The organism is Phyllobacterium sp. 0TCS1.6A, assembly GCF_026420825.1.
Classification (GTDB): Bacteria; Pseudomonadota; Alphaproteobacteria; order Rhizobiales; family Rhizobiaceae; genus Phyllobacterium.
Genome location: NZ_JAPMAB010000002.1, coordinates 191,098 through 205,831 on the forward strand (window position 1 = coordinate 191,098; position 14,734 = coordinate 205,831).

Here is a 14,734-nt window from a genome sequence, read left to right on the forward strand (position 1 = left end):
CGATGCGGAGACGAGAATATGGCCGATTTCAGTTCGACCCATCACGGTCTGGACAATGATGATTACGACCCCTACCGGCTTTCAAGCCCACGTTTCGTACTTCTCTCCATGGCGATCTTCCTCGTCATCGTGGGTTTCCTCGGGGCAATCCTTTTTCGGCAGATATCGCAGTTCTTCACCACCAATCCCGGTCTGAACGGGCTTATCCTCGGCGTGCTGCTCGTCGGCATCCTGCTCGCCTTCGGCCAGGTCATCCGGCTGTTTCCGGAGGTGCGCTGGGTCAATTCCTTCCGCCGCGGCGACCACGATACCGACGCCAGGCCGACCATGCTCGCGCCGATGCGGGCGCTGATCGGGCGCCGGCAGTCCATGGCGCTTTCGACGAGCGCCATGCGCTCGATGCTCGACTCCATCGCGACGAGACTTGACGAAACCCGCGACATCTCGCGCTATCTCATCGGCCTGCTGGTATTCCTCGGCCTGCTCGGCACGTTCTGGGGCCTGCTCGAAACCATCGGCTCGATCGGCCAGACCATCCAGTCGCTCGATCCGCGCGCCGGCGACGCCAACAGCGTGCTCGATTCGCTGAAGGCGGGGCTGCAATCGCCGCTGCGCGGCATGGGCACTGCCTTCTCCTCGTCGCTGTTCGGCCTGTCCGGCTCGCTGATCCTCGGCTTCCTCGACCTGCAGGCCGGCCGCGCCCAGAACCGCTTCTATACGGAGCTGGAAAACTGGCTCTCCAGCGTCACCGATCTCGGTTCGGACCTTCACGCCCTCGATGCCGCAAGCGCCGGTACCTCGGATGAGCTGCGCGCGCTGGCGGAGCGCCTGCAGAACATGCAGGAGAGCGGCGGTTCCAACCAGCGCACCACAGCCGCGCTCGCCAACCTTGCCGAGGGCATCCAGGGCCTTGTCAAGAACATGCGATCCGAACAGCAGATGATGCGCGACTGGGTGGAGAAACAGGCCGACGACCAGAAGGCGATACGCCACACGCTCGACCGGCTGACCGACGCCATCCAGCGGAAAGAGCCCTGACGATGGCGCTTGCCCGCAACCGCAGACCTGTCCGCCATGTGGATTACTGGCCGGGTTTCGTCGATGCGCTGTCGACGCTGCTCCTCTCGATCATGTTCCTGCTCTCCGTCTTCGTGCTGGCGCAGTTCCTGCTCAGCCAGGAGATCACCGGCAAGGATGCCGTGCTCAACCGCCTGAACGCCCAGATCAACGAGCTGACGCAGCTTCTGTCGCTCGAACAGGGCAACAAGCAAGACCTGGAGGATACGATCGCCAACCTGCAGGCGTCGCTGTCCAATGCGCAGAACGAACAGTCGCGGCTGCAGTCGCTGCTGTCGCAGGGCGCTGGCGCCGGTGCGGCGGCCGAGGGCAGGATCAACGAGCTTTCCACCGGGCTCGAGAACGAAAAGCAGATCAGCGCGCGGGCGCTGTCGCAGGTGGAGATATTGAACCAGCAGATCGCGGCGCTGCGCCGGCAGATCGGCGCGCTCGAGGAAGCGCTCAATGCGTCGGAATCCCGCGACCGGGAGTCGAATGCCAAGATCGCCGATCTCGGCAAGCGCCTCAATGTCGCGCTGGCGCAAAGGGTGCAGGAGCTCAACCGCTACCGTTCGGATTTCTTCGGCCGCCTGCGCGAAATATTGTCGGACCGCGAGAATATCCGCATCGTCGGCGATCGTTTCGTCTTCCAGTCCGAAGTCCTGTTCGCCTCCGGCACGGCCGAGCTGAACCCTGCCGGATCGGAGGAGATGAAGAAGCTCGCGGTCGCCCTGATCGACCTGCAGCGGGAAATCCCCGAGGAGATCAACTGGGTATTGCGCGTCGACGGCCATACCGACGATGTCGCGCTGTCCGGCACCGGCCAGTTCAAGGACAATTGGCAGCTTTCCTCCGCCCGCGCCATCTCGGTGGTGAAGTTCCTCATGGCCAATGGCGTTCCGGCCAATCGGCTGGTCGCTGCGGGCTTTGGCGAATTCCAGCCATTGGAGCCGGGGAATTCGCCGGAAGTGCGGGCGCGCAACCGCCGCATCGAATTGAAGCTGACGGAACGCTAATGACCCGAATCTGAAGTTCACGACATTATTGCAGCAGCGTCAGATGAACTTCAGATTCGATAAGGTCACTAGCAATTATATGTTTCTAGTGTGGTTTTCGGAATTGAAATACGCTCCGGCCCCTGCTGCCATAGTCAGGCGTATTTCAATTCCACCACACCAGTGACCCGAATCTGAAGTTCACGACATTATTGCAGCAGCGTCAGATGAACTTCAGATTCGAAAGGATCACTAGCAACTATATATTTCTAGTGTGACCCGAGCTGAAGTTCACTCCAAGGGCTACCGCTATTCGGCGGCGCCCCTGAAGGCATTCGCGCCGGCCTCGAATTGCAGCTTGGCGAGGCTTGCATAGACGCCATTGGCCTTCACCAGCGTCTGGTGCGTCCCCTCTTCGACGATGCGGCCATGCTCAAGCACCAGTATGCGGTCGGCCTTCAGCACGGTGGCGAGGCGATGCGCGATAACGAGCGTCGTGCGACCCTGCATCAGATGGTCCAGCGCCTGCTGCACCAGCATCTCGCTCTCCGCGTCGAGGGCCGAAGTCGCCTCGTCGAGCAGCAGGATCGGTGCATCGCGCAGGATCGCCCGGGCGATGGCGATGCGCTGGCGCTGGCCGCCGGAGAGCATGACGCCGCGCTCGCCGAGCTGCGTGTCATAGCCATGGTCGAGCTCAAGGATGAACTCATGCGCCAGCGCCGCCTTCGCCGCGGCCTCGATTTCGGCATCGTCGGCGCCCGGCCGGCCAAAGCCGATATTCTCGCGCGCCGTCGCGGCAAAAATCGTCGTATCCTGCGGCACGATGGCGATCCGGCTGCGTATATCGGCCGGATCGGCATCCTTCAGGTCGACGCCGTCGATGAGAATCCGCCCCGAAACCGGATCGTAATAGCGCAGCAGCAGCGCGAAGACCGTGCTCTTCCCCGCCCCGGACGGGCCGACGATGGCGATGGTCTCGCCGGGCCTTGCGGCAAAATCCAGCCCGTTCAAGGCCGGCGCATCCGGCCGCGCCGGATAGTTGAAGCCGACCTTCTCGAAGCTGATGCCGCCCCTTGCCGGGCTCGGCAGCGGCGCGGGCCTTGTCGGCGCGCGGATGGCCGGTGTCTCGTCGAGTATCTCGGCGAGGCGCTCCGCCGCGCCGGCAGCCTGGCTGAGTTCGCCCCATACCTCCGACAGGGCGCCGAGCGCACCGGCGGCGAAGACCGAATAAAGCAGGAACTGGCCGAGCGTTCCCGGCGTCATCGCGCCGGAGAGCACGTCACGCGACCCGAACCAGAGCACGGCGACGACGCTCGAAAAGATGAGAAAAATGGCAAAGGCGGTGAGGAATGCGCGGGCGAGCACCGAGGCGCGCGCCGCCGCGAAGGCATCCTCCACCGCCTGGCCGAAGCGCGATGTGGCGAGATGCTCGTTGGTGAAGGCCTGCACCGTGCGCATGGAGACGATCGACTCGCTGGCATAGGCGGTGGCGTCGGCCAGCTGGTCCTGCGCCCGCCGCGAGCGCCGCCGCACCGAACGGCCGAAGGCGATGAGCGGTATGATGATCACCGGTATCGCCAGGATGACGAGGCCCGACAATTTGGCGCTGGTGATGATCATCATCGCCATGGCGCCGAGCGCCAGGATGATGTTGCGCAGCGCGATGGAGGCTGTCGCCCCCACGGTGGATTTGATCTGCGTCGTGTCGGCGGTCAGCCGCGAGACGATCTCGCCTGAGCGGCTATTGTCGAAGAAGGACGGCGACAGCGTGGTCAAATGCCCGAAGACGTCGCGCCTGAGGTCGGAGACGATGCGCTCGCCCAGGGTGATGACGAAATAATAGCGGCCGGCCGAGGCAATGGCGAGCAGCGCCGCGAGCAGCACGAGCATGCCGAAATAATTGTTGATGAAGGCACCGTTGGAGCCGGAGAAGCCGTGATCGATCATGCGGCGCACCGCGAGCGGCAGCGTCAGCGTCGTTCCCGCCGCAAGCGCCAGCGACACCAGCGCGCCCGCCAGCCACGGCTTGTAGCGCGTCATGTAGGGGATTATCCGCCGCAACGGTTTCAGCGTCCGCCGCTTCTTTTCGGCATCTTCAAACGCCAGTTCGGCCATTACCTCGATCTTCCTAACGCCGCGATGCGACTTTGCAGCCATACGGCCTTGTTATTGCTCCAAGGCTGATGTATAGGCTCGCCAACAGTTTTGGAAGCCCATGCCCTTGCGGCGTTTGGCTTCATCTCTAACAATCGGCACATGACCGACCAAATCCACGCAACCTCGTGGAACCGGTCCTGCGCCCACCAGTTCAGGAATAGACCGATGAAAGCCAATATTCATCCCGACTACCACAACATCAAGGTCGTCATGACCGACGGTACCGAATACATGACCCGTTCGACCTGGGGCAAGGAAGGCGACACGATGAACCTCGACATCGACCCGTCCACCCATCCGGCATGGACCGGCGGTTCCGCACAGCTCACCGATCGTGGCGGCCGCGTTTCCAAGTTCAAGAGCCGTTTCGCCAATCTCGGCATATAATATCTGCCTCCATGGCTTGTCTGACGGCTCCGATCTTTCGGGGCCGTTTTCTTTTTGGGGCGTGCCATTTTGGAAGTGCGGTGCAGCCTTCCGGTAGATTGCACTCCTGTTGCTGCGTGCTTCGACAGGCTCAGCATGAGGGGTGTGGGCTGGTGGCAGGGTGGTAGTTCTGCAAGTCCTCACCACTTGCAAGCTCGCACAGCTACAACCCTGCAAAACTCTACTCTCCCTCATCCTGAGCCTGTCGAAGGGCGCAGCAACGTTTGTGCAATCCTTTTTTTGAGCGCTGCAAAAGCATAGTGCGTGCTTCGACAGGCTCAGCATGAGGGAGGTTGGCTCAGCATGAGGGAACTTGGTGGTTGGCAATCCCTGCTGAATACGGAAAATCCGCACCACGCCCGCGAAAATCGCGTCTGGTCATTGAAATGGGGGGAGACGGGCGGTCTTCAGCGCGTCAGTAGGTATCAGGGTCGAGGTCCGAAGACCGCCCGCGACGTCTTTGCCTGCCATTGTCACGTTTGTCAGACGCAACAACCCGGAAAACGAAGCGCCACCTCCGTTTCCTTCTGCAGTTTGCCGCCCAATCGGGGTTGTCACTTCCGATCTTTCGGCAACGCCACCCTTTCCCAGCAATCGAAACAGCTCCGGAAGCTGCTCCCCCACTGGAAAGGACCGAATCAAAATAACCCGGTTTCAAAGTGGTGGGATAAGTTTCCATTTATCCCACCAGAGGGGACGTGTGTTGCATTACTGTTGTGGGGTCATTCAACAAGCTCAGCATGAGGATGATTGATTTGATTGCAGAAAAGTCGGGAGCCATGATCTGAAACCTCGCAGAATTATCCCCCTGCCAAACTCCACTCTCCCTCATCCTGAGCCTGTGGAAGGGCGCAGCAACGTTTGTGCAATCGCTTTTTTATAGCACCGCATCAAAATAGTGCGTGCTTCGTGGTCGACGAACTCACCATAAAGGGCTCAGCATGAGGGACGTGGGTTGGTGGCGGGAAGGTTGGGAGCCCAGGTTGGAAGCCTCGCTGAATTATCCCCCTGCAAAACTCTACTCTCCCTCATCCTGAGCCTGTCGAAGGGCGCAGCAACGTTGATGCAATCCCTTTAAAGCGCTGCATCACCAGGACTGTTTGACAAGTTTCTGATTCGCCAATAGCTTTTCCGACAGTTGTGGCGCGCAAGGGAGGATTATCCATGGCAAACGCGGCTTCCGCGACGAGCAAGACTGGCGCCGAAATCGAGCCCAGTCTGCATAGGGTCATGGGACCCTGGCTACTTCTTCTCTTCATAGTCGGCGATATTCTGGGCACGGGCATCTATGCCCTGACCGGCCAGGTCGCCAAGCAGGTTGGCGGCGTGGTCTGGCTGCCCTTCCTCATCGCGTTCGTCGTGGCCGTGGTGACGGCCTTCAGCTATCTCGAACTCGTCACCAAATATCCGAAGGCGGCGGGCGCCGCGCTTTATACCCACAAGGCCTTCGGCATCCATTTCATCACATTCATCGTCGCCTTCACCGTCATGTGCTCCGGCATCACCTCGGCGTCGACGGCATCGCGGGCATTCGCGGCCAATCTTTCAGGCGCGTTCCAGCTCAATCTCGAGGCGGGCATAGGGATCTCGCTTGTCGGCCTCGCCTTCATGGCGCTCGTCGCGATCATCAATTTCCGTGGCGTCGGCGAAAGCGTCAAGGCCAATGTCGTATTGACCATGGTCGAGCTCACCGGCCTGCTGATCATCATCTTCATCGGCCTGTGGGCCATCGCCGGGGGACAGGGCGATGTTTCCCGCATCACCCAGTTCGCCTCGACACCGGACAGCAGCATATTCTGGTCGGTCATGGCGGCAACCACCCTCGCCTTCTTCGCCATGGTCGGCTTCGAGGATTCCGTCAACATGGCGGAGGAATGCAAGAATCCTTCGGGCATCTTCCCGAAGGTTCTCCTTACCGGCCTGCTGATAACCGGGCTGATCTACGTGCTGGTCTCGATCTCGTCGATTACGCTCGTATCCCCCGCAGAGCTTGGCGAGGGCGAGACGCCCCTGCTCAAGGTGGTGCAGGCCGGAGCGCCCGGATTTCCGATCTGGATCTTCGGCTTCATCACCATGTTTGCCGTGGCGAACAGCGCGCTCATCAACATGCTGATGGCGAGCCGCCTCGTCTATGGCATGAGCCGCGAACATGTGCTGCCGCCGCTTTTCGGCAAGGTGCATCCGACGCGCCGCACGCCCTATTGGGCCATCGGCTTCACGACGCTGCTCGCCTTCGGCCTGATATTGTTCGTGGGCGAGGTGCCGGCCCTCGGCGGCACCACGGCGCTTCTGCTGCTCTTCGTGTTCACGATCGTCAATGTCGCGGTGCTCGTCCTGCGCCGCGAGAAGGTGGAGCACGACCACTTCCGCACCCCGACCCTGCTGCCGATCGTCGGCGCCATCTCATGCGCCTTCTTCGCCGGCCCATGGACCGGGCGCGATCCGGTACAATACAAGATCGCCGGCGTGCTCATCGCCGTCGGCGTGGTGCTGTGGGTCGTCACCGTGCTGGTGAACCGGGCAACGGGCGTGCAATCCACCGGCGATCTATCGGCGCTCGGCGGCGACGGGCCGGTAAACTAACGCGCACTCCTGTCTCCGGACGCTCAAGAAAACAAAAGCCCTGCCCGACACGCGTCGGGCAGGGCTTTCATCATCTGGTCGAGGCCGCGGTTCAGGCGGCGCTGAGCTTGGCGAGAACCTCGTCGCTGACTTCGAAATTGGCATAGACGTTCTGCACGTCGTCATCATCGTCGAGCGTCGCGATCAGCCGCAGCACCGATTGTGCCTTGTCTTCATCGACGGGAGCGGTGGTCGCCGGCTTCCAGATCGCCTTGACCGATTCGGCCTCGCCGAGCGCAGCTTCCAGCGCCTTGGAGACCTCGCCAATATCCTCGAAGGCGCAGAGGATGACATGGCCGTCCTCGTCGCTCTGCACATCCTCGGCGCCCGCCTCGATGGCGGCTTCCATGATCTTGTCGGCGTCGCCCGCCTCGGGCTTGTAGGTGATTTCGCCGACGCGGCTGAACATGAACCCGACGGAGCCGGTTTCGCCCAGCGCACCGCCGGCCTTGGTGAAGGCGGCGCGCACATTGGAGGCGGTGCGGTTGCGATTGTCGGTCAGGGCCTCGACGATGACGGCGACGCCACCCGGGCCGTAGCCCTCATAGCGCACTTCCTCGTAATTGTCGCCATCGCCGCCGGCCGCCTTCTTGATCGCCCGCTCGATATTGTCCTTCGGCATCGATTGAGCCCTGGCGTTCTGCACCGCCAGGCGCAGGCGCGGGTTCATTGCCGGGTCCGGCAGGCCCTGCTTGGCGGCGACGGTGATTTCGCGCCCGAGCTTGGAGAAGATTTTCGACCGCACGGCGTCCTGACGCCCCTTGCGATGCATGATGTTCTTGAACTGTGAATGGCCGGCCATGGCGCCCCTGCATAGATTATCGCGATTTTGGAATGGCGCCCTTATAGGGAAAAACGCCCTGTTCGTCTACTGTGCCGTGTGCCGAACCGCACTGGCCACCAGCCTGACATTGTCGAAGCCCGATTTCGCCACGCGCGAGCAGAGATCCGCCCATTCGCAGCCGCCGCAGGCGCTGCGCGTCGCACCCTTGGCAAAGGCGTCGCGAAACGCCGCCAGCAGCCCGGCATCGAGCCGCATCGTGTCGCCGACGGCAAGAGGCCGCCCCTGCAGCAGCCCGACTTCGCGCAAGGCGTTGCGGTCGCGGACGGTTACGCTCTCGCGGCGGCAATGCGCATCGGCGGAAACGAGCAAGGGGCCGCAGACATCGTCCGGCCCCTCGCATATCAGCACATCCTCGCCCGCCGAGAGCCTTGCTATGATCCTGTCATAATTGTCGACGAAGGCCTCGCTATAGCCCTTGCCGACATAGGTCAGCATGCACAACAGGTGATGCGGGCGAAGCCTGACCGTCAAGACAGGCGCAGACCCCGGCGGCGCATGATCTCGATCGTCGCGGCCGCCAAGGCGGATTTGAGCACCGCGCCGGCAAGGAACGGTGCAACGCCGCTCGTCCAGGCGATGTCGAAACCGAACAGGTAGCTGAGCCATGCCGCGCCGAGCGCCAGGCAGATGACATTGCCGATCAGCATGACGAGCGACGACACCAGCGGATTGCGGGTCAGGCCGCGCTCTGCGAGGAAGCCGGCCGCTGCGGCTGCCGCCACGAAGCCCGCGAGATAGCCGGCCGTCGGCCCGACGAAATGGACGAAGCCGCCTGCCCCGCCGGCAAGAACCGGGAAACCGATCATCGCTTCGCCCAGCCAGGCCAGCACCGTGACAGCGCCGAGGCGCCAGCCATAAAGCGCACCGACGAGCGTCACCGCGAAGGTCTGCATCGTCACCGGCACCGGATACATCGGCACCTCGATCCACGAGCTCGCGGCGAGAAATGCCGTGCCGAGGAGGACGGCGAGAACCTGGTAGGCGAGGTTCCCGTTCGCCAGTTTCAGCGGCACATAGGCCTCTGGCAGCACATTCGGGGTCATTTGGTACTCCTTGAAATCCGTTCGTTTCTAATGCTTCTTCTTGCGGCGCCGGGCAAGCATGTTGAGCCCTTCGACCAGTGCGGAGAAGCCCATGGCCGCGTAGATATAGCCCTTCGGCACGTGGAAGCCGAAGCCATCGGCGATGAGCGTCATGCCGATCATCAGCAGGAAGCCGAGCGCCAGCATCACGATCGTCGGATTGGCGGCGATGAAGCGCGAAAGCGGTTCCGCCGCGAACAGCATGACGCCGACGGCGGTGATGACGGCGATGATCATGATGACGATCTCATCGGTCATTCCGACCGCGGTAATGATGGAATCGACGGAGAAAACCAGGTCCAGCAGCAATATCTGCGTGATGGCGCCGCCCATCGTCAGGGTCACCTGCTTGCCGATCACGTCTTCCTTGGCATCCTCGTGGTCCACCGTGTGGTGGATCTCCTTGGTGGCCTTCCACACGAGGAAGAGACCACCGGCGATGAGGATAATGTCGCGCCAGGAGAAGCCATGTCCGAATGCCTCGAAGACCGGCTCCGTCAGCTGGACGATGATCGAAATCGTGAACAGCAGCGCGAGCCGCAGTATGAGCGCGGCGCCGATGCCGAGCCGGCGGGCGCGGGCCTGCTGCTCCTGCGGCAGCTTGTTGGTCAGGATCGAAATGAAGATCAGATTGTCGATGCCGAGCACGACCTCCATCACCACGAGGGTGACGAGCGCGATCAGGCCGGCTGGCTGATAGATGAAATCGAAATGAGAGAGCAGGGCTTCCATGGGGTCTTACATTCCTTGTTGAGTGACCGGATGGTGCGAAGCATTTGGGCGAATTAAGTCTGCATGTGCTGGAATGGTCAACTTATTTCCAGAATGCCGGTATGGTTTCTTCAAGCCGCGGCCCGATGCGCAGCGGTGCAATCCTTTCGGCAAGGCCGGTGCGGTCGGAAATATCGACGCCGACGCCGCAGATCGTGGCTGGTCCGCTGGCGGCTTCGAAACGGCCTTTCGGCACTTTCGACAGGAAACGGTTGAGCGGCTCCTCCTTTTCCATGCCGAGGGAGGAATCATAATCGCCGCACATGCCGGCATCGGACATGTAGGCCGTGCCGCCATTGAGGATCTGCGCGTCGGCGGTCGGCACATGCGTATGGGTGCCGACGACGAGACTGGCCCTTCCATCGACGAAATGGCCGAAACACTGCTTCTCGCTGGTGGCTTCCGCGTGAAAATCGAAGACGACCGCATCCGCCTGCTCGCCGAGCGGACAGGCGGCGAGGATTTCCTCCGCCACCGTGAAGGGATCGTGCAGGTCGGGATGCATGAAGACCCGGCCCATGATGTTGGATACGAGGATGCGCGCGCCGTTCCTGGCGAGATAGACGCCAGAGCCCTTGCCCGCCGTGCCGACCGGGAAATTGGCGGGGCGCAGGAACCGTTCCTCGCGGGCGGCGAAGATGAGCGCCTCGCGCTGGTCCCAGACGTGGTTGCCGGTCGTCACCACATCGGCGCCGGCGCCGATCGTATCGCGGAAGATTTCCTCGGTAATGCCGAAACCGCCCGCCGCATTCTCACCGTTGACGATGACGAAATCGAGCTTCAGATCGACGATCAGCCCCGGCAGCTTCTCATGGACCGCGGTGCGTCCCGTGCGTCCAACCATATCACCAAGAAAAAGTAATCTCACACATCCATCCTGAAGGTATTTTCACTGGCTTTATCGGTCGTTGCGAAGCGGCGCAAGCCGCTTTCGGTGAGGATGGCCGCCAGCGGCACATCATGCGGCTCGTCGGGCACGGTCGCCACCTGCTGGCAGTCGAAGGCGATGCCGACGAGGCGCGGCCGGGCGCCCTTGCGGCGAAGCGCGGCGATCGCCCGGTCGTAATAGCCGGCGCCATAGCCTATGCGATGGCCGCGCGCATCGAAAGCGGCCAGCGGCACCAGCATCAGCTGTGGATCGAGCACGGGCGCATCCTCGGCGGGACCCGACGTGCCGAAGCCCGTCTCCACCATCGCCGCATCGTCGCGATGCTCGCGGAAGACAATGGTCTGCTTGTCGATGATAGCCGGCAGGCAAAGCCGCGCACCGCGCTGGGCCAGCGCGTGCAGCAGCGGCCGCAGGTCGACCTCGGAGCGGATGGGCCAGAAGCCGGAGACGATTTCGCCGGGCGCGACAGGAATAGTCTCGAGCCCCGCTGCCGCGATCCGCTGCGAGGCCTGCGTCCGATATTCGGCGGACAGCGCGTCGCGCCTGGCCAAAGCCTCGAGACGCAGCGTTTTTTTCAGCTCTTTGACGGAAGACGGATGATGCACGCGCTTGTTTTCATGAGGCGCCGGCAAGCCGGCTCGGGATGAAACAGTGGCGTCCACACAACCGATGGAGAAGTCGATCCCGGGAACCTACAAAGTAGGTGGGCGCCGTGTGAAGAGGCCCACGGGCCTCCTCAGGGACAGCTCCCTAAGGGATCATTAAGGCCCCGGGGAATATGTCTCTCCTGTCGAGAAGCGCAGAGCGCCGCGACGAATATAGGACGGGGCACGGTTTTCTGCCAGAGCGCCGATGACGATTTCTGCCGCCGGCGCCGGGCGATGCTTGTTGAAGGCCGGACACCGGGCTACGATGCCGCACCACAGCCCTCACCCGCCCCCTCTCACCCGACCCCACACACCCATGAGACGAGGAAAATCATGACCATCCTGATCCGCCCCCTGCGGCGTTCGGACGAGACCGAATGGCGCCGCCTCTGGACCGGCTATCTCGACTTCTACGAGACCAGCGTTGCCGAGGAAGTCTACCGGACGACGTTCGCGCGCCTGAATTCCGGCGGCGATGGCGAATTCCGCGGCCTCATCGCCGAATGGGACGGCAAGCCGGTCGGGCTGACGCATTTTCTCTACCACCGCCACTGCTGGAGCGTGGCCAATGTCTGCTATCTGCAGGATCTCTATGCCGATCCGGACAGCCGCGGCAAAGGCGTCGGCCGCGCCCTGATCGAGGCGGTCCACGCGCAGGCGAAGGCGGACGATATCCACTCCGTCTACTGGATGACCAACCGGGACAATGAAACGGCGCGCCTGCTCTATGACCGGCTGGCCAAGGTGACGCCCTTCATCAAATATGTGAAGGCGATCTGATCCATCCCAAGACGGGGCGGCGCGCCCGCTGGAATATGCCCTGCCGGCAAACGCCTAGCCGAATGAATAGCCGGCGCCGCGCACCGTGCGGATCGGGTCCGGCGAGCGGCCGACATTGATCGCCTTGCGCAGGCGGCCGACATGGACATCGACCGTGCGGTCGTCGACATAGATATCGGCGCCCCAGACATTGTCGAGCAGCTGGCCGCGCGAGAAAACCCGCCCCGGCGATTGCATGAGGAATTCCAGCAGCCGGAATTCGGTCGGCCCGAGCTTCAGTTCACGCTCCTTGCGGAAGACGCGATGCTGCTCGCGGTCGAGCTTCAGATCGCCGAAGCTGAGGACGTGCGACAACAGGCTCGGATTGACTCGGCGCAGCATGGCCTTGATCCTGGCCAGCAGTTCCGGCGTCGAAAACGGCTTGACCATGTAGTCGTCCGCGCCGGTGGCAAGGCCGCGCACCCGCTCGCTCTCCTCGCCGCGCGCCGTCAGCATGATGATCGGCAGCGTCTCGGTTTCGCGGCGCGTGCGCAGCCGGCGGCATAGCTCGATGCCGGAAAGGCCCGGCAGCATCCAGTCCAGTATGAGCAGGTCCGGAACCTTCTCGCGCAGGGCTATTTCCGCCTCGTCGCCACGGGCGATGGTGTCGACGAGATAACCCTCTGCTTCAAGATTGTATCGAAGCAGGACGCTGAGCGCTTCTTCATCTTCAACTACAGTGATCTTCGGAGCTATGGCCATGAGATTATCCGCTGACTAGAGCAAATCCTGGACGGTGGAACCGGCTTTCCGCGCGGGAACCGAGTGTGACAGGAAGCACCGCAAGGCGCCTCCTCCTGTAAACACCGGCATTCCCGATCCTGGGATCGCCGGTACCGGGTTGCGACGGGTTGCGAAATTCGGCATTGCGATACTAGGACAGGTTGGCTTCATCGACCACGATGCTGTGGGTCTGGTCTTCCTTGGGCCGCTCGGCCGGCAATTGCGAACCGGTGACGATATAATAGACCGTTTCCGCGATATTGGTCGCGTGATCGCCGATCCGCTCGATATTCTTGGCACAGAACAGCAGATGCGTGCAGGCCGAGATATTGCGTGGATCTTCCATCATATAGGTCAGGAGCTCGCGGAAGAGCGAGGTGTACAGCGCATCGATCTCGTCGTCGCGCTCGCGCACGATATTGACCTGCTGGATCGAGCGCGTCGCATAGGCGTCGAGCACGTCCTTCAGCTGCGTCAAGGCGAGTTCGGCGATGGTCTGCAGGCCGCGATAGACGGAGAGCGTCTGCCGCGTTTCCGTCACGGCCACCACGCGCTTGGCAATGTTCTTGCCGAGGTCGCCGATGCGCTCGAGATCGGAGGAAATGCGAATCGTGCCGATGATCTCGCGCAGGTCGATCGCCATGGGCTGGCGCTTGCCGATGATGGTGATCGCCCGCTCGTCGATCTCGCGCTGGCCCGCATCGAGGATGAGGTCGTCCGAGATGACCCTTTGCGCCAGCGCGTTATCGGCATTGACCATGGCCGTGATGGCCTGTTCGACCATGCGCTCGGCATGGCCGCCCATCTCGGCGATCTTGTGGGTGAGGAACTTCAGTTCCTCGTCGTAGGCGCGTACCGTATGCTGGGATTGCAGGTCGGTCATGATTGTTCCTCCACCGCTTAGCCGAAGCGTCCGGTAATGTAGTCCTGTGTGCGCTTTTCGGTCGGATTGGTAAACATCGTCTCGGTATCGCCGACTTCCACCAGATTGCCGAGATGGAACATCGCCGTGCGCTGCGACACGCGGGCGGCCTGCTGCATCGAATGCGTCACGATGACGATCGTATAGTTCTGGCGCAGTTCGTCGATCAGTTCCTCCACCTTGGCGGTGGCGATCGGATCGAGTGCCGAGCAGGGCTCGTCCATCAGGATGACTTCCGGGCTGACGGCGATGGCGCGGGCAATGCACAGGCGCTGCTGCTGGCCGCCGGAAAGGCCCGTGCCGGCCTCGTGCAGGCGGTCCTTCACCTCGTCGAAGAGGCTGGCGCGGCGCAGGCTCTTCTCGACGATCTCCTCGAGCTCCTGCTTGCCGCGGGCAAGGCCGTGGATGCGCGGGCCATAGGCGACGTTCTCGAAGATCGACTTCGGAAACGGATTGGGCTTCTGGAACACCATGCCGACGCGGGCGCGGAGTTCGACCACGTCGATCTTCGGATTGTAGATATCCTCGTCGTCCAGCGTGATCTGGCCGCCGACACGGCAACCTTCGATCGTATCGTTCATGCGGTTCAAGCTGCGCAGGAAGGTGGATTTGCCGCAGCCGGAAGGCCCGATCAGCGCCGTTACCATCTTCTCAGGAACATCGAGGCTGACACCGAACAGGGCCTGCTTGTCGCCGTAATGGACGGTGACATCCTTGCCCTGCATCTTGATCGCGTTGAACTGTGCGTTCATTTTTTCATTCACCGCTTTTTCGAGATTTC

General features: G+C 62.2%; 15 protein-coding genes and 1 other RNA gene. 5 read left to right on the forward strand and 11 right to left on the reverse strand.

What is annotated here, in order from left to right; all coding sequences use genetic code 11:
* Positions 1 to 18 precede the first annotated feature (18 nt).
* A complete protein-coding gene (locus tag OSJ75_RS05080) occupies positions 19 to 1,038 on the forward strand; it encodes a MotA/TolQ/ExbB proton channel family protein (RefSeq protein ID WP_267227158.1) in 1,020 nt (339 codons plus the stop codon).
* A gap of 2 nt (positions 1,039 to 1,040) precedes the next feature.
* Positions 1,041 to 2,072 carry a peptidoglycan -binding protein gene (locus tag OSJ75_RS05085; RefSeq protein ID WP_250020104.1) on the forward strand — a complete coding sequence of 344 codons (1,032 nt, stop codon included), beginning with the start codon at positions 1,041 to 1,043 and terminating at the stop codon, positions 2,070 to 2,072.
* Between the two features lie 288 nt (positions 2,073 to 2,360).
* Here the strand turns inward: OSJ75_RS05085 and OSJ75_RS05090 are convergent, their stop codons facing one another.
* On the reverse strand, positions 2,361 to 4,166 hold the full coding sequence (locus tag OSJ75_RS05090) for an ABC transporter transmembrane domain-containing protein (RefSeq protein WP_267227159.1): 1,806 nt from the start codon (positions 4,164 to 4,166) through the stop codon (positions 2,361 to 2,363).
* A gap of 207 nt (positions 4,167 to 4,373) precedes the next feature.
* On the opposite strand from OSJ75_RS05090, the gene rpmE reads away from it, so the two are divergent.
* Together rpmE and OSJ75_RS05100 are read left to right on the forward strand one after the other, a co-directional pair.
* Positions 4,374 to 4,595: a 50S ribosomal protein L31 gene (gene rpmE / locus OSJ75_RS05095; RefSeq protein WP_250020106.1), complete on the forward strand. Its 222-nt coding sequence runs from the start codon at positions 4,374 to 4,376 to the stop codon at positions 4,593 to 4,595.
* Positions 4,596 to 5,798: 1,203 nt separating this feature from the next.
* On the forward strand, positions 5,799 to 7,217 hold the full coding sequence (locus OSJ75_RS05100; protein WP_250020167.1) for an APC family permease: 1,419 nt from the start codon (positions 5,799 to 5,801) through the stop codon (positions 7,215 to 7,217).
* A gap of 91 nt (positions 7,218 to 7,308) precedes the next feature.
* Here the strand turns inward: OSJ75_RS05100 and OSJ75_RS05105 are convergent, their stop codons facing one another.
* The 7 genes from OSJ75_RS05105 to ssrS all read right to left on the reverse strand — a co-directional run bounded on the left by OSJ75_RS05105 (position 7,309) and on the right by ssrS (position 11,651).
* Positions 7,309 to 8,058: a YebC/PmpR family DNA-binding transcriptional regulator gene (locus OSJ75_RS05105; protein WP_250020166.1), complete on the reverse strand. Its 750-nt coding sequence runs from the start codon at positions 8,056 to 8,058 to the stop codon at positions 7,309 to 7,311.
* Between the two features lie 66 nt (positions 8,059 to 8,124).
* Entirely contained in the window at positions 8,125 to 8,571 is a 447-nt protein-coding gene (locus OSJ75_RS05110; protein WP_267227161.1) for a DUF1284 domain-containing protein, read from the reverse strand.
* Complete coding sequence (locus OSJ75_RS05115; protein WP_267227162.1) at positions 8,568 to 9,143, reverse strand: biotin transporter BioY; 576 nt, start codon at positions 9,141 to 9,143, stop codon at positions 8,568 to 8,570. The genes OSJ75_RS05110 and OSJ75_RS05115 overlap by 4 nt, the downstream gene beginning before the upstream one ends.
* Positions 9,144 to 9,170: 27 nt before the next feature.
* Positions 9,171 to 9,914 carry a TerC family protein gene (locus tag OSJ75_RS05120; protein ID WP_250020163.1) on the reverse strand — a complete coding sequence of 248 codons (744 nt, stop codon included), beginning with the start codon at positions 9,912 to 9,914 and terminating at the stop codon, positions 9,171 to 9,173.
* Between the two features lie 82 nt (positions 9,915 to 9,996).
* Entirely contained in the window at positions 9,997 to 10,821 is an 825-nt protein-coding gene (locus tag OSJ75_RS05125; RefSeq protein ID WP_250020162.1) for a TIGR00282 family metallophosphoesterase, read from the reverse strand.
* On the reverse strand, positions 10,818 to 11,474 hold the full coding sequence (locus tag OSJ75_RS05130; protein ID WP_267227163.1) for a 5-formyltetrahydrofolate cyclo-ligase: 657 nt from the start codon (positions 11,472 to 11,474) through the stop codon (positions 10,818 to 10,820). Before OSJ75_RS05130 ends, OSJ75_RS05125 begins: the two co-directional genes overlap by 4 nt.
* A 20-nt stretch (positions 11,475 to 11,494) precedes the next feature.
* Positions 11,495 to 11,651: non-coding RNA, 6S RNA (ssrS, locus tag OSJ75_RS05135), on the reverse strand.
* Positions 11,652 to 11,822: 171 nt separating this feature from the next.
* Between ssrS and OSJ75_RS05140 the strand changes: the two genes are divergently transcribed.
* On the forward strand, positions 11,823 to 12,269 hold the full coding sequence (locus tag OSJ75_RS05140) for a GNAT family N-acetyltransferase (protein ID WP_267227164.1): 447 nt from the start codon (positions 11,823 to 11,825) through the stop codon (positions 12,267 to 12,269).
* Between the two features lie 54 nt (positions 12,270 to 12,323).
* On the opposite strand, the gene phoB is transcribed toward OSJ75_RS05140, so the two are convergent.
* The 3 genes from phoB to pstB form a co-directional block, all read right to left on the reverse strand.
* A complete protein-coding gene (gene phoB / locus OSJ75_RS05145; RefSeq protein WP_250020159.1) occupies positions 12,324 to 13,010 on the reverse strand; it encodes a phosphate regulon transcriptional regulator PhoB in 687 nt (228 codons plus the stop codon).
* Between the two features lie 172 nt (positions 13,011 to 13,182).
* Positions 13,183 to 13,905 carry a phosphate signaling complex protein PhoU gene (phoU, locus tag OSJ75_RS05150; protein ID WP_267227494.1) on the reverse strand — a complete coding sequence of 241 codons (723 nt, stop codon included), beginning with the start codon at positions 13,903 to 13,905 and terminating at the stop codon, positions 13,183 to 13,185.
* Positions 13,906 to 13,931: 26 nt separating this feature from the next.
* Entirely contained in the window at positions 13,932 to 14,705 is a 774-nt protein-coding gene (pstB, locus tag OSJ75_RS05155; RefSeq protein WP_250020158.1) for a phosphate ABC transporter ATP-binding protein PstB, read from the reverse strand.
* Between the last annotated feature and the right edge of the window lie 29 nt (positions 14,706 to 14,734).

Bases quoted from the DNA above. Each gene is read 5' to 3' on its own strand.
- OSJ75_RS05105 (WP_250020166.1), bottom strand. From the start codon at position 8,058: ATGGCCGGCCATTCACAGTTCAAGAACATCATGCATCGCAAGGGGCGT.
- rpmE (WP_250020106.1), top strand. From the start codon at position 4,374: ATGAAAGCCAATATTCATCCCGACTACCACAACATCAAGGTCGTCATG.
- pstB (WP_250020158.1), bottom strand. From the start codon at position 14,705: ATGAACGCACAGTTCAACGCGATCAAGATGCAGGGCAAGGATGTCACC.
- OSJ75_RS05100 (WP_250020167.1), top strand. From the start codon at position 5,799: ATGGCAAACGCGGCTTCCGCGACGAGCAAGACTGGCGCCGAAATCGAG.
- phoB (WP_250020159.1), bottom strand. From the start codon at position 13,010: ATGGCCATAGCTCCGAAGATCACTGTAGTTGAAGATGAAGAAGCGCTC.
- OSJ75_RS05090 (WP_267227159.1), bottom strand. From the start codon at position 4,166: ATGGCCGAACTGGCGTTTGAAGATGCCGAAAAGAAGCGGCGGACGCTG.
- OSJ75_RS05085 (WP_250020104.1), top strand. From the start codon at position 1,041: ATGGCGCTTGCCCGCAACCGCAGACCTGTCCGCCATGTGGATTACTGG.
- OSJ75_RS05120 (WP_250020163.1), bottom strand. From the start codon at position 9,914: ATGGAAGCCCTGCTCTCTCATTTCGATTTCATCTATCAGCCAGCCGGC.
- OSJ75_RS05140 (WP_267227164.1), top strand. From the start codon at position 11,823: ATGACCATCCTGATCCGCCCCCTGCGGCGTTCGGACGAGACCGAATGG.
- OSJ75_RS05080 (WP_267227158.1), top strand. From the start codon at position 19: ATGGCCGATTTCAGTTCGACCCATCACGGTCTGGACAATGATGATTAC.
- OSJ75_RS05115 (WP_267227162.1), bottom strand. From the start codon at position 9,143: ATGACCCCGAATGTGCTGCCAGAGGCCTATGTGCCGCTGAAACTGGCG.